11 protein-coding genes are annotated in these 13,027 nt (G+C 64.1%); 5 read left to right on the top strand and 6 right to left on the bottom strand.

Annotation, left to right across the window (positions count from 1 at the left end; translation table 11 throughout):
- Position 1: 1 nt before the first annotated feature.
- Complete coding sequence (locus tag DOM45_RS14400) at positions 2–1,156, top strand: ABC transporter ATP-binding protein (protein WP_110601616.1); 1,155 nt, start codon at positions 2–4, stop codon at positions 1,154–1,156.
- 33 nt (positions 1,157–1,189) lie between these two features.
- On the opposite strand, the gene DOM45_RS14395 is transcribed toward DOM45_RS14400, so the two are convergent.
- The gene (locus DOM45_RS14395) at positions 1,190–2,626 is read right to left on the bottom strand and encodes an aminotransferase-like domain-containing protein (protein WP_110601614.1); all 1,437 of its coding nucleotides are present in this window, start codon (positions 2,624–2,626) and stop codon (positions 1,190–1,192) included.
- Between the two features lie 178 nt (positions 2,627–2,804).
- Here DOM45_RS14395 and DOM45_RS14390 point away from each other — a divergent pair, with 178 nt between their 5' ends.
- Both DOM45_RS14390 and gabT read left to right on the top strand, forming a co-directional pair.
- Positions 2,805–4,226, top strand: a complete 1,422-nt coding sequence (locus tag DOM45_RS14390) for an APC family permease (protein WP_110601612.1) — start codon at positions 2,805–2,807, stop codon at positions 4,224–4,226.
- A 91-nt stretch (positions 4,227–4,317) separates the two neighbouring features.
- Positions 4,318–5,595: a 4-aminobutyrate--2-oxoglutarate transaminase gene (gene gabT, locus DOM45_RS14385; RefSeq protein ID WP_110601610.1), complete on the top strand. Its 1,278-nt coding sequence runs from the start codon at positions 4,318–4,320 to the stop codon at positions 5,593–5,595.
- A gap of 98 nt (positions 5,596–5,693) precedes the next feature.
- Here the strand turns inward: gabT and DOM45_RS14380 are convergent, their stop codons facing one another.
- Positions 5,694–6,167, bottom strand: a complete 474-nt coding sequence (locus DOM45_RS14380; protein WP_110601608.1) for a GNAT family N-acetyltransferase — start codon at positions 6,165–6,167, stop codon at positions 5,694–5,696.
- Positions 6,168–6,274: 107 nt separating this feature from the next.
- On the opposite strand from DOM45_RS14380, the gene DOM45_RS14375 reads away from it, so the two are divergent.
- Positions 6,275–7,249 carry a threo-3-hydroxy-L-aspartate ammonia-lyase gene (locus tag DOM45_RS14375; protein WP_110601606.1) on the top strand — a complete coding sequence of 325 codons (975 nt, stop codon included), beginning with the start codon at positions 6,275–6,277 and terminating at the stop codon, positions 7,247–7,249.
- An 18-nt stretch (positions 7,250–7,267) separates the two neighbouring features.
- Here the strand turns inward: DOM45_RS14375 and DOM45_RS14370 are convergent, their stop codons facing one another.
- Together DOM45_RS14370 and exaC are read right to left on the bottom strand one after the other, a co-directional pair.
- A complete protein-coding gene (locus DOM45_RS14370; protein ID WP_162302631.1) occupies positions 7,268–7,576 on the bottom strand; it encodes a hypothetical protein in 309 nt (102 codons plus the stop codon).
- A 186-nt stretch (positions 7,577–7,762) separates the two neighbouring features.
- Entirely contained in the window at positions 7,763–9,283 is a 1,521-nt protein-coding gene (gene exaC / locus DOM45_RS14365) for an acetaldehyde dehydrogenase ExaC (RefSeq protein WP_110601604.1), read from the bottom strand.
- Positions 9,284–9,486: 203 nt separating this feature from the next.
- Between exaC and DOM45_RS14360 the strand changes: the two genes are divergently transcribed.
- Positions 9,487–9,885, top strand: coding sequence for a hypothetical protein (locus DOM45_RS14360; protein ID WP_157958444.1), 399 nt, complete (start codon positions 9,487–9,489; stop codon positions 9,883–9,885).
- Between the two features lie 248 nt (positions 9,886–10,133).
- Here DOM45_RS14360 and DOM45_RS14355 read toward each other — a convergent pair whose 3' ends face one another.
- Together DOM45_RS14355 and gmhB are read right to left on the bottom strand one after the other, a co-directional pair.
- Complete coding sequence (locus tag DOM45_RS14355; protein ID WP_110601601.1) at positions 10,134–12,215, bottom strand: AsmA family protein; 2,082 nt, start codon at positions 12,213–12,215, stop codon at positions 10,134–10,136.
- 140 nt (positions 12,216–12,355) lie between these two features.
- Positions 12,356–12,928 (bottom strand): D-glycero-beta-D-manno-heptose 1,7-bisphosphate 7-phosphatase, encoded by a 573-nt coding sequence (gmhB, locus tag DOM45_RS14350; protein ID WP_240612405.1) that lies wholly within the window; start codon positions 12,926–12,928, stop codon positions 12,356–12,358.
- Positions 12,929–13,027: the final 99 nt, after the last annotated feature.

Below are 13,027 nucleotides of genomic sequence, written 5' to 3'. Positions count from 1 at the left end.
CATGAGCTTTCTGCATATCAACAATGTTCACAAGCGCTTCGGCGAGACCCATGTCCTGAAGGGCATCGACATCGCGATCGAGCAGGGCGACTTCCTGGTCCTGGTGGGGCCATCGGGCTGCGGCAAGTCGACGCTGCTGAACATGATCGCCGGACTCGACTCGATCAGCGAGGGCGAACTGCTGCTCGACGGCCGCCGCATCAACGACGTCCACCCCTCCCGGCGCGATATCGCCATGGTCTTCCAGTCCTATGCGCTCTACCCGAGCATGACCGTGGCCGGCAACATCGGCTTCGGGCTGGAGATGCGCAAGGTCCCGCGCAAGCAGCGCCGTGAAGCGATCGACCGGGTCGCCAAGCTGCTGCAGATCGAGAACCTGCTCGACCGCAAGCCGGGCCAGCTCTCCGGTGGCCAGCGCCAGCGGGTGGCGATGGGGCGGGCGCTGGTGCGCGATCCGCAGCTGTTCCTGTTCGACGAGCCGTTGTCGAACCTGGATGCCAAGCTGCGCGTCGACATGCGCACCGAGATCAAGCAGCTGCACCAGCGCCTGGGCACCACGATCGTCTACGTCACCCACGACCAGATCGAGGCGATGACGCTGGCCTCCCGGATCGCGGTCATGCGTGGCGGCGAGCTGCAGCAACTGGGAACGCCGCAGGCGGTCTACGACGACCCCAACAACCTGTTCGTCGCCGGTTTCATGGGCTCGCCGTCGATGAACCTGGTCAAGGCGCGGATCGTCGAGCAGGATGGGCTGCCGGTTGCCCAGGTGGCGACGGACGCGTCCACCCTGACACTGCCTGTCGTGCGCGACCGTAATGCACTGCGTGACTGGTGCGACCGCGACGTCATCCTGGGGCTGCGGCCCGAGGCGATCACCGACCCGGCCAGTGCCAATCATCGCGAGGGCAACATCCACGAGGCGGAGCTGCCGGTCGCGCTGGTCGAGCCGACCGGGGCGGATCTCTATGTGGTGACGACGCTGGGTGGAACCCACGTCAACGCCCGCATGCGCCCCGGCACACCGTTACGCCCGGGCGAGCGAACCCGGTTCGCCTTCGATGTCTCGCGCATGGTGGTGTTCGACCCCGAGTCCGAGCGGCGTATTCGCGACGAGCGCGTCACCGAGACCACCCCGATCGGGGAGACGGCCTGACAGGAGCAGGAGGGCAGCGGCGCCGGGAGTCGCTCAGCGCTGCTGGGCGACGAACTCGCGGATGCCCTCGGCCAGGCGCCGGCCCTGGCGCTCCAGGGCTTCGCCTTCGACCATGCCGACACCGAGTATCAGCCCGCGTCGAGGGTCGCCCGGTCCGCAGACCCGGCTCAACGGCCGGGTGACCAGGTGGTGCCGGTTCAGCAGATGTTGCGACAGGCGCTCGTCGTCGAGCGTGGGCGAGAGCGCCAGACTCAAGCTGATATTGCCGGCCGGTGGCGAGAGATTGGCGACCCCGGGAACGTCGGCCAGCAGCTCGTGCAGCCGTTGCTGGCGCTCCAGGTACTCCTGCGCCATGCGTCGACACCAGCGGTCGAGATCGCCGTCGTCGATGAACGTGGCCAGCACCGCCTGGTCCAGCAGGCGCCCTTCGCGAAAGACGCCGGTGCGTACCCGGTTGATCGCGGTGCTCAGCCCCCTCGGCACGATCAGGTATCCCAGACGCAGGCCCGGAAACATCAGCTTGGAAAAGGATCCGACCAGGATCTGGTTGCCGTGCTCGGGATCGAAGGCCAGCTCGTGGTGACCGCCGTCGCCGAACTCGTAGTCGTCCTCCAGAATCCAGTCCGGTTCGAGAGCATCGATCAATCCATGTTTGTGAGTGCTTACTGATGACACCCCCAACGGATAATGGTGGGCGCCGGTGAAGTAGAGCAGTCTGGGGTGTGGCCGAGGCAGCGAACCGACATACCCGTGACGCGGCTCCCAGATGGCGTGATCTATCTCGAGGCCGGCGGCCTGGAAGACGTTGCGCGCGCCCCAGTAGAACGGCGAGTCCATGACCGCACGATCGCCATGGTCGGCCAGCGTCAGGGCGCATAGCTGCAAGCCATGATGGGCGCCCTCGGTGATGACGATCTGGTCCAGTCCGCAGTCGATGCCCCGCCACCGGGCGAGGTAGCCGGCGATGGCACGTTTCAAGGGGCCGTAGCCGCCGGATGCGTAGGCGAGCAGCAGCGTGTTGTGGGGTACGGTGATCCGCGAGTAGAGCTGTCGCCAGCGGGCAATGGGGAAGTGCGCGATATCCGGAACGCCCGGCACGAAGGCGCCGCTCTGCAGCGGGCTGGCCCCCACGTCATTCAGCAGATCACCGGCGCGGCGGGAGATCGGCCCGATGTCGGCAACCCGTTGCTCTCGCAGGGGTGAGTGCTTGCATACCCAGGTGCCCTTGCCGTGGTCGGTCACCAGGTGACCCTGGCGGATCAGACTCTCGACGACGCCGGCCAGCGTGTTGCGGGCCATGCCGAGCGCGCCACACAGCGTGCGATGCCCGGGCAGCCGCTGGCCGTTCTGCCACCGCTGCTCGATGAGCGTCAGCAGGGTCTGCTCGAGACGGCAGTACTTGGTCAGGTGGTCGGGCTGGGCCAGGTAGCCTTGCCGGATGCGGTCCAGCGCCTGACGACGGTCGTCCATGGCCTACCTCACGAGAGACGCGGAAACGTCCGCGGATTATGCGGGGAGAGCCCCATGTGGTCCACCGCCGTCGGGAAGTGGTCTAGTCCCGCTTGCCCAGCGGAGTGATAGCGTGGCGTCAGGGCCGAGTCCCGCGGCGGGATCCGGCCTATCAAAAACAACCTGAAGAGACCCCCTCATGTCGAATGCTCCTCAACCCGCGGAGCTCGTGCGAGTCCTCGCACGAGCGGATGTCCTGGCCCTGGCTTTCGGCGCCATGATCGGCTGGGGCTGGATAGTCCTGACCGGTAGCGCCATTCTCGATGGCGGTAGCGTGGGTGCGATACTCGCTTTCGTCATCGGCGGCATTGCGGTGCTGCTGGTAGGGCTGACCTATGCCGAGTTGGCGTCGGCGATGCCGCAGGTCGGCGGCGAGCACGTCTACAGCTATCGCGCGCTGGGCCACTTCGCCTCGTTCGTCTGCACCTGGAGCATCGTGCTGGGGTACGTCAGCGTGGCGTCGTTCGAGGCGGTGGCGCTGCCGACGGTCGTCGAGCACCTGTTCCCCGGCTACGCCGTCGGCGACCTGTGGACCATCGCCGGCTGGGACGTCAAGGCGACCTGGGTCGCGGTGGGCGTACTCGGTTCGCTGGCGATGATGGCCGTCAACTACGTGGGGATCTCCACTGCGGCGCTGCTGCAGAAGGTCGTCACCGGGCTGATCCTGGTGGCGGGCGTGATGTTCGTGACCGGATCGCTGTTCACCGGCGACGGCGGCAACATGCAGCCGCTGTTCGCCAGCGGCGAGCACGGCGCCTTCGGCGGCATCGTGGCGGTACTGGTGCTGGTCCCGTTCCTGTTCGTCGGCTTCGACGTGATTCCCCAGGCGGCCGAGGAGATCAACCTGCCATTCCGCGATATCGGCAAGGTGCTGGTGCTCTCGGTCATCATGGCGGTGTGCTGGTACACCCTGATCATTCTCGGCACCAGCCTGATGCTCGACAACGAGACGCTCCAGGGGAGCTCGCTCAGCGTCCCGGACGCGATGACGGCGGTGTTCGACGGGGACTGGGCCGGCAATCTGATGGTGCTGGCGGGGATCGCCGGGATCATCACCAGCTGGAATGCGTTCTACATCGGTGGATCGCGGGCGATCTACGCCCTGGCGCACTCCGGCATGCTGCCCGCCTTCCTGGGCAAGCTGCATCCACGCTACAAGACCCCGACCAACGCCATCATCCTGATCGGCGTGCTCTCTACCGCGGCGCCGTTCTTCGGGCGTCCGGCGCTGGTATGGCTGGTCGATGCCGGCGGCCTGGGCATCGTGCTCGCCTATCTGTTCGTGGCGCTATCGTTCGTCATCCTGCGCTATCGCGAGCCTGACATGCCGCGTCCCTATCATGTCGGTGCCGGCAAGCTGGTCGGTGTGCTGGCAGTGCTGCTGTCGCTGGGCATGACCTGTCTCTACCTGCCAGGCAGCCCCTCGGCGCTGACTTCCGTCGAGTGGTCCATCTTCGGTGGCTGGATGATCGCCGGATTGGCACTGTACGGATGGGCTCGGCGGCACTACGGTCGAGAGATGGGCGATCGCCTCATTCGGGCAGCCTACGATAAAGCCTGATCCCGATTTCATGGCGCGCCGCCTGCCGAAACCGACGACGACGCGCGATTCACGTTAACGGCATCCGATGCCGTGTCAGGAGGAGTGATCCATGACCAATGCAGAACTCAACGAACTCAAGCAGCGCTACGTGGCCAGCGGTGCGGCCAGCCCGGCGGTCGAGTTCGCCGCGCGGGCGGAGAACGCCGAACTGTGGGACGAGGACGGCAAGCGCTTCATCGACTTCGCTGGTGGCATCGGCGTGCTCAACATCGGCCATCGCCACCCCAAGGTGGTCGAGGCGGTCAAGGCGCAGCTCGACCGTGTCATGCACACCTGCCAGACGGTCATGCCCTACGAGGGCTATGTGCGCGTGGCGCAGAAGCTCAGTGAAGTGACGCCGGTCCGTGGCCACGCCAAGGTGATGCTGGCCAACTCCGGCGCCGAAGCGCTGGAAAATGCGGTCAAGGTGGCGCGGGCCGCCACCGGGCGCTCCAGCGTGATCTGCTTCACCGGCGGTTACCACGGGCGTACCTTCATGACCATGGCGATGAACGGCAAGGTGGCGCCGTACCGCAACGACTTCGGTCCGATGCCGGGCCAGGTCTACCGCGCGCCCTATCCGGTGCCGTCCATCGGCGTCAGCGAGGAAGAGGCGCTACGCCACCTCAAGATGGTGCTGAAGACCGATGCCAACCCCAGCGATACCGCCGCCATCGTGATCGAGCCGGTGCTGGGCGAGGGTGGCTTCCATGCGGCGCCGGCCAGCTTCCTGAAAGCGCTTCGCGAGATCTGCGACGAGCACGGCATCCTGCTGATCGTCGACGAGGTGCAGTCCGGCTTCGGCCGTACCGGCAAGCTGTTCGCCATCGAGCACAGCGGCGTCGAGCCGGACATCATGACCATGGCCAAGAGCATGGCCGACGGCATGCCGATCTCGGCCGTGGTGGGCACCGACAAGGTCATGGACGCCTCCGGCGGCAACTCGCTGGGCGGCACCTACACCGGTAGCCCCGTTTCCTGCGCCGCGGTACTGGCCGTGCTGGAAGTGTTCGAGGAAGAGCGCATCCTGGAACAGAGCCAGGCGCTGGGCGAGAAGCTCAAGGTGCGCTTCGACAAGTGGCAGCAGGACTACGCCTCGGTCGCCAACGCGCGCAACCTGGGTGCCATGGCGGCGTTCGATCTGGTCAGCGACAAGAAGAGCGGCGTGCCCAATGCCGAACTGGCGGGCAAGCTCTGCAAGACCGCTCGCGAGCGCGGCCTGATCCTGCTCTCCTGTGGTCTCTACGCCAACACCATCCGTTTCCTGATGCCGGTCACCATCGGCGACGACGTGCTGGAGGAGGGGCTCGACCTGATCGAATCGATGCTGAGCGAATTCGGCGCCTGAACGGCGCGATGTCCCCCCGCCTGGCGGGGTGGCACGCCGAAACGAGCCGACGCTGTTGTCTAGCGTCGGCTTTTTTTCGCCTCGATAAAAGTGAGCGCTTACTTACCTTGTCCGTCTCGCGTCCGCTGCATATCGATATGCGGAATGCCGTCTTCCACATAGATATCGCCGATCGGTTCGAAGCCGTGACGGCCGTAGTAGGCTTGTAGATGCGCCTGGGCGGACAGCCGGGCGCTGCGGCCCGGCCACAGCGATTCGATGCGCGTCAGCGCGGCTCGCATCAGGTCGTGGCCCAGGCCGCCACCGCGATGGGCGGGGTGGATGACGACGCGCCCGATGGAGGCCGGTTGGTCGACCGGATCGGGCACCAGCAGCCGCAGGGTGGCTGCAAGCTGGTTCGCCGCCAGGACCTGCAGGTGGTGCGTCGATGCCGCCAGGTCGCGGCCGTCCAGCTCCTGATAGGCACACTGCTGTTCGACCACGAACACCGCCTCGCGCAGCGACAGCAGGGTATACAGCCCGGCGGGGTCGAGCTCTGGCCCGGTCTGCCATATCCAGTCGTATGATCGCATCTGTCCCTTTCCTTGCAGCCGTCGAGCCATCATCATCGATGACACTTTGGCTGGCATATTACGCAGCGCGCCGCGGAATGTCAGTGGCGCCGGAGACAGGAGAGAGCATGACCAACCTGGCGATCGATTACGACGACGTGGCGGCGGCGCACCGGCGGCTGGCGGGCATTGCCCACCACACCCCCGTGCTGCGTTCGACGGCGGCAGACGAGCGCAGCGGCGCATCGCTTCACTTCAAGGCGGAACATCTCCAGCGCATCGGCGCCTTCAAGTTTCGGGGTGGCTACAACGCCATCAGCCAGTTCGATCGTGAGCAGAAGGCCGCGGGAGTGATCGCCTTCTCCTCGGGCAATCATGCCCAGGCGATCGCGCTCTCGGCCAGGCTGCATGGCATTCGCGCCGTCATCGTGATGCCCGAGGATGCGCCGGCGATCAAGATCGCGGCCACGCGGGGCTACGGTGCCGAAGTGGTGCTCTACGACCGCTATACCCAGGATCGCGAGGCGCTGGGCCGGGAACTGGCCGAGGCCGAGGGCCTGACGCTGATTCCGCCATTCAATCACCCGCACGTCATGGCCGGGCAGGGTACCGCCGCCAAGGAGCTGTTCGACGATGTCGGCGAGCTGGATACGCTGATCGTGCCGCTGGGCGGTGGCGGGCTGTTGTCGGGCTGTGCCACGGTCGCCAGGGCGCGCTACCCGAGCTGCCGGATCATCGGGGTCGAGCCGGAAGCCGGCAACGATGCCCAGAGAAGCCTGGCCTGTGGCGAGATCGTCTCGATTGCCACCCCGCGCACGATCGCCGATGGCGCCCAGACCCAGGCGCTGGGCAGCCTGACGTTCCCGGTACTGCAGCAGTGCGTCGATGAGATCGTCACCGTCACCGACGCCGAGCTGGTCGAGACGATGGGCTTCCTGGCCGGTCGCATGAAGCAGTTCGTCGAGCCCACGGGCTGCCTGGCGGCGGCGGCGGCTTTGGCCGGCCATACGCGGATCGAGGGGCAGCGTGTCGGGATCGTGCTCTCTGGCGGCAACGTCGACCTGAACCGCTTCGCCGAACTGATCCAGTCGGCCCAGGCATAATCCGCTTTCCGGCGTGGATCAAAGTTGAGGCGCGAGTTCTCGGAGCAGTGACCGGGTGATCTCCTGCCACTCGTCGTCGAGGCTCTGGTCCGGCACCTGGCGTCCCGCCTGCCGATACCAGTAACCGGCATTGCCGATATCGCCTTCCCAGCGGTGAAGATAGGCGTGCACCCAGGCGGCCCGGCGGCCGGCTGCGGAATCCACCTGATCGTGGGCCTTGGACCACTCGGACTTGCCGGCCCACCAGAGTGCGCGCAGCTCGCGATTCAGATCGGCGGGGGGAGACGGTCGATCGAGACTGCCCAGGAAGGTCGTCATGTTGGTCATGGCGCTGTCCCTCTTCTGTAGTCTGTCCTCATCTCACTGTAGCCAAGTAAAGATCGGCCCGACACAACGTGGATCAAGCCGGCGTCCGTGAACCGGGCGCGCCGAAGGGTGGCGAAGCCGTCGAGCTCGCCACCCCTACCACCCGCGCGCCGGGGCCCTTGCGGACCCCGGACCTCATCGGTCGGTCTAGAAGAAACCCATGGGATTGATGTCGTAGCTGATCAGCAGGTTCTTGGTCTGCTGATAATGCTCCAGCGCCATCTTGTGGGTTTCCCGACCCACACCGGACTTCTTGTACCCTCCGAAGGCGGCATGGGCTGGATACTGGTGGTAGCAGTTGGTCCAGACCCGGCCGGCCTGGATGCCCCGGCCCATGCGATAGGCGCGGTTGATGTCGCGGGTCCAGACCCCGGCACCCAGTCCGAATTCGGTGTCGTTGGCGATGGCCAGGGCTTCTTCCTCGTCCTTGAAGGTCGTGACCGAGACCACCGGGCCGAAGATCTCCTCCTGGAACACGCGCATCTTGTTGTTGCCCTTCAGCAGCGTGGGCTGGATGTAGTAACCCCGAGAGAGATCGTCGGAGAGCGATTCCCGCTCGCCGCCGGAGAGGAACTCCGCACCTTCGTCCCGCGCCACGTCCATGTACGACATGATCTTGTCGAACTGCTCCTGGGAGGCCTGGGCGCCGACCTGGGTCTCGGTATCCAGTGGGTGACCACGCTTGATCTTCTTGACTCGCTCGAGGACCTTGGCCATGAACTCGTCGTAGATGCTCTCCTGGACCAGGGCGCGGGAAGGGCAGGTGCAGACTTCGCCCTGGTTGAGGAAGCCCATCACCAGCCCTTCGGCGCACTTGTCGATGAACGCCGGTTCGGCGGACATGATGTCCTCGAAGTAGATGTTCGGGGATTTGCCGCCCAGCTCCACCGTGGAGGGAATGATGTTCTCGGCGGCGCATTTCATGATGTGCGAGCCGATGGGCGTCGAGCCGGTGAAGGCGATCTTGGCGATGCGCTTGCTGGTGGCCAGTGCCTGGCCGGCCTCTTCGCCATAGCCGTTGACGATATTGATGACGCCCTTCGGCAGGAGATCATGGATGATCTCCATGACCTTGAAGATCGATACCGGGGTCTGTTCGGCGGGCTTGAGCACGACACAGTTGCCGGCGGCCAGTGCGGGCGCCAGTTTCCAGGTGGCCATCAGGATCGGGAAGTTCCACGGAATGATCTGACCGACGACGCCCAGCGGTTCGTGGAAATGGTAGGACGCCGTGTTGTCGTCGATCTCGGCGGTGGTCCCTTCCTGGGCCCTGATGCAGCCGGCGAAATAGCGGAAATGGTCGATCGCCAGCGGGATGTCGGCTGCCAGTGTCTCGCGCACTGCCTTGCCGTTGTCCCAGGTCTCGGCGACTGCCAGCATTTCCAGATTCTGCTCCATCCGATCGGCGATCTTCAGCAGCAGCGTCGAGCGCTCCTGGACGGAGGTCTTTCCCCACGCCGGAGCAGCCTTGTGGGCGGCGTCCAGCGCGGCATCGATATCCTTCTGACTGGATCTGGCGACTTCGCAGAAGACTTCCCCGGTAACCGGGGTGATGTTCTCGAAGTACCGCCCCTCGGCCGGCGGTATCCATTCACCGCCGATATAGTTCTCGTACCGCTTCTCGAAGCCGACGATGGCATCGGCTGTGTTGGGGTTGGCGTAGCGCATGATGAGCGTCTCCGATTATTGAGGGTAGCGACCTCTGGCTTTCTCTCCCAATCTGCGCTCTCCACTGCCTTCATGCCATTACGCTTTAGGCGACTTCCTCGACCAATGAGCCGGCGGAGGGTTCGACCAATGGCGAACGGTCAGGAAACATGCTGGTGGTACCATGGATCGTATGGTTCAGCGACCTAGAGGAGGGTCTGACCATGTTCCAGACTCAGCAAGAGAGTGCCCAGAATCGCCCGCTGACCGACGATAGCGGCTGCTGTCAGATGAGTTCGATCAACCTGCTGGACGATAGCGTCTCCACACAGAAGGAGGTGCAGGACCGCAATGTCCTGCAGCTTTATCTGCTGACGGTTCAGGTCAGGGCATTGATGGACGTGGCCTGCCATCAGGGGCATGCCGAGTTCCTGACCGAGCGTCTGCGTTTCCATACCGAGCAGTTGGAATCACAGTTTTCCAACCTGGTGAACAAGCATAAAGGCTCCTCGTACACCCGCCATTTCTATGCTCAACAGCAGCAGCGCTTCAATGCCGAGATCGAGAAGCTCATTGGTGCGCTGGAATCGTTGGGCGAGCAGTACCGCAAGAACTCTCAATGATGTCATCCCTACCGCTTTGAAATCCGCCACGGTGAGTAGTTCGCGTTCAGCCATGGCGGATTTCGTACTGTCGTTCCCTTGGCATCACCCAGCTCGGCAATATGCTTGTCGGAAACTAGCCCCCTGACTCGGCCGGCTAGCTCCGGCCCCTCCTTCCGCGGCATCGGTGCTCTGGGTTGTGACGTATAAAGAGTGAGGTGTTTCACGTGAAACCCTCCGTTCATCAGGTTTCACGTGAAACATTCCTCTCAAGGGGAGGCGTCGGTCTGAATCTGACTCAGGAAGTCGTTGCATGGCGTGGTTTCATCGGCGCTCGGCGATACCAGTGCCAACAGCGCTGCCGCTGGCGTCGCCACGGTCCCGAGGAATGCCCCTACCGCACCCCGTGCCAATAGCGAGCCGGCATCGACCCCGGGTGACGGATTCTTCATGGTGCCGTGCACGTAGAGCGGTGAGCGCAAGGTGAACACGCGCGCGCCCTTGCTCTCCGGTTCGATATTCAGATCCAGGCCTTCCGTCTTGAAATTGACCGTGCCGTCGACCCGGATCAGAGCGTTCTCCGTGTCGATGACGAAGAAGCGGGTCGTCGCCAAGCCGTCGTCGACCTCCAGGTTGGTGGCCGCACAGTTGATATCGACCTGCTCGTCGCCGAACAGCTGGCCCACGAGATAGTTCCCGACGTTGAGGCCGGCCAGTTCCATCAGGTTCTGGCTGATGACGCCATCGCTGATCAACATCTGCAAACTGCCGTTGCTGCTGCCGAGAATGGCGGCCACCGAGTTGCCCGTGCCACTGAGCGTGGCATCGCCGTTGAGTTCGCCACGGCTGTTCTGCATCAGGTCGACATCGGGAAACATCTCGCTGAGCAGCAGGCGGCGAATGTGCATGTCCACACGACTCTGCATCGGCTCCTGGCTACCATCGAGCCGCAGCGTGGTATTGAGGTTGCCGCCGGCGACGCCGAAACGCAGTGGATCCAGCAGGATCTCGCCGTCTTTCAGGGTCACGTGGGTATAGAGGTCGTCCAGCGGCAGCGAATCTCCATGTTCGATGCGCTGAGCCGTAAACTTGACGTCGGCATCCATGGTCCGCCACTGGGCGGTCTGGAACTCGCTGACCGGTAGCACCTTGTCCGGCGGCTGCTGGCTCTCCCCATCCTGGTTCCCTTCGCCCTGATCTTCGCTGCCGGTATCGGCACCGATCAGCGGCGCCAGATCGGCGAATCTCAGCTGGCGCGATACGACCTCGCCGGTGAGAGACGGTCGCGGCTCGCCGAGCAGGTAGGTGAGATCACCATGGATATCGCTCTCCCCGATCTGGCCGTCAAAGTCCTGATAGCGAAACGACAGCGCTTCCTGGCTGTCCAGGTTTGCGGTGAGATGCCCTCGGGTAGAGTAGGGGGGCGTGTCCGGCAAGGTTACGCCGATCACGTTGTAGAGATCCCCCAGGTTCTGGCCGGAGAAACTGAGATCCATGTCGATCTTCTTGGGAGCGAGAGGATCGGTGAGTGTGCCGTTGACCGACACTCGGGTCGCCCCCGCGTGTAGATCCGCCTGTACGGGGTAGGCGGCACCGCGCTGACGTAACGCCGCCAGGTCGCCCAGCCGACCACTGCCCTCGAAAGTCTGATTTCGGTAGCTGCCCTGGGCGCGCCATCCGAAACGATAGTCGGCGACCTGCTGCTCGGCGACGGCCTGGCCGGCGGCACTCTCGCTGTCGGTCAGCGCGTCGAAGGCGATCGGTTCACCCAGTAGCTCCACCGTGGCATCGACATTGGCCGCCAGCGTTGCATCCTGGTAATGAAGGTCGATGGGGTCGAAGGCAATCTCCCCCACGTCGACAGTCCAGCCGCCTTGCTGATCACTGTCATCCGGCTGCGATGCGTCATCGCCGGTACCGAGATCGAATGTCCAATTATTGCTGCCATCCTGGAGGCGGACCAGTGTCGCCTCACCGCCGGTGAGCTCGATGTGGGGTATGGAAAGCCTCTTGTGCAGCAGGGGTAGCGGTGACAGCACGATGTCGAGTGCAGTCAGGCTCGCCAGATCGGCATCGGTAACCGTGTCGGGGCTACCCAGCTGGATATCTTCGGCGCGCAGGTGCGGCCACGGGATCCAGCCGTGCCAACCGGACTCGCCTTCCGGGCGCTGCCAATCGAGACTGAGATCCCCCTCGATGGCGAAGGGGCGGTGAATGGCTTCCGACACGCGCTGATTGATAGTCGGCTTCAGGCGGTTCCAGTCGAAGGTGAGAATGATGACGATCATCGCCACCAGGATGATCAGGACGACCGCCACTACCCAGAGGCTGATCTTCTTTCCCAGAGTCATTTCCGTAAGCCCATCCGTTGGGGATAACCCAAGGGTAGTTCAGGACGAGGGTTGCGTTTGTGATTTAAAGTGACGACATCCACTGGCCTCAGTGACCTGTTTCACGTGAAACACACCATGGTGCCGTCCTGGACACGGGGTCATGACGGGTACTGCTCCTCGCCGTTCTCATCGCCAGTCAGTCTGGTCACGAACTGGTCAAGGTCTCGGCATATCCACGTCGAAGGGAACGCAGCTCGCACCTGGTCCACGTAGCGCTGGCCCTTTCCGGTCTCGACCAGTGCGGTACGGCAGCCCGCCGCGATGCCGGCCTGAATATCGCGCAGGCTGTCGCCGACCATCCAGCTCTGCTCGAGGCTCGGGATGGCGAGCTCCCGCTGCAGTTGCAACAGCATGCCCGGTTTGGGCTTACGACACTCACACCCGACTTCCGGACGATGAGGGCAGTGAAGCACTCGGGCTATTTCACCACCGGCCAGACGAGCCTTTTCCAGCATCGTTTCGTGGATGGCCGTGAGAGTCTCTTCGCTGTAGTAGCCGCGGCCGACGCCAGACTGGTTGGTTGCCACCGCGACCGTCCAGCCCGCGTAGCCCAGCCGCGCAATGGCTTGGAAGGCCGTGGGGTAGGGGTGCCATTCGTCCACTGACTTGATGTAGGCGTCGGAGTCTTCGTTGATGACGCCGTCTCGATCCAGAATGATCACTTTCTCCACGCTGCAGCCTCCCTGGGCGTTGCCATCAGAGGGTGGGTCCAAGACTTTCCTGGATGGCAATAGTTGAAACCGGATGCGTCTTGGATGGCGAACTTGTTT

This window comes from Salinicola lusitanus (assembly GCF_003206045.1).
Lineage (GTDB): Bacteria > Pseudomonadota > Gammaproteobacteria > Pseudomonadales > Halomonadaceae > Salinicola > Salinicola lusitanus.
The sequence above is the reverse complement of the archived record's forward strand: the minus strand, read 5'-3'. Positions and strand labels throughout refer to the sequence as shown.

What these genes read in the sequence shown, in the direction of transcription:
- DOM45_RS14400 (WP_110601616.1), top strand. Translation starts at nt 2, where the DNA reads ATGAGCTTTCTGCATATCAACAATGTTCACAAGCGCTTCGGCGAGACC.
- DOM45_RS14395 (WP_110601614.1), bottom strand. Translation starts at nt 2,626, where the DNA reads ATGGACGACCGTCGTCAGGCGCTGGACCGCATCCGGCAAGGCTACCTG.
- DOM45_RS14390 (WP_110601612.1), top strand. Translation starts at nt 2,805, where the DNA reads ATGTCGAATGCTCCTCAACCCGCGGAGCTCGTGCGAGTCCTCGCACGA.
- gabT (WP_110601610.1), top strand. Translation starts at nt 4,318, where the DNA reads ATGACCAATGCAGAACTCAACGAACTCAAGCAGCGCTACGTGGCCAGC.
- DOM45_RS14380 (WP_110601608.1), bottom strand. Translation starts at nt 6,167, where the DNA reads ATGCGATCATACGACTGGATATGGCAGACCGGGCCAGAGCTCGACCCC.
- DOM45_RS14375 (WP_110601606.1), top strand. Translation starts at nt 6,275, where the DNA reads ATGACCAACCTGGCGATCGATTACGACGACGTGGCGGCGGCGCACCGG.
- DOM45_RS14370 (WP_162302631.1), bottom strand. Translation starts at nt 7,576, where the DNA reads ATGACCAACATGACGACCTTCCTGGGCAGTCTCGATCGACCGTCTCCC.
- exaC (WP_110601604.1), bottom strand. Translation starts at nt 9,283, where the DNA reads ATGCGCTACGCCAACCCCAACACAGCCGATGCCATCGTCGGCTTCGAG.
- DOM45_RS14360 (WP_157958444.1), top strand. Translation starts at nt 9,487, where the DNA reads ATGTTCCAGACTCAGCAAGAGAGTGCCCAGAATCGCCCGCTGACCGAC.
- DOM45_RS14355 (WP_110601601.1), bottom strand. Translation starts at nt 12,215, where the DNA reads ATGACTCTGGGAAAGAAGATCAGCCTCTGGGTAGTGGCGGTCGTCCTG.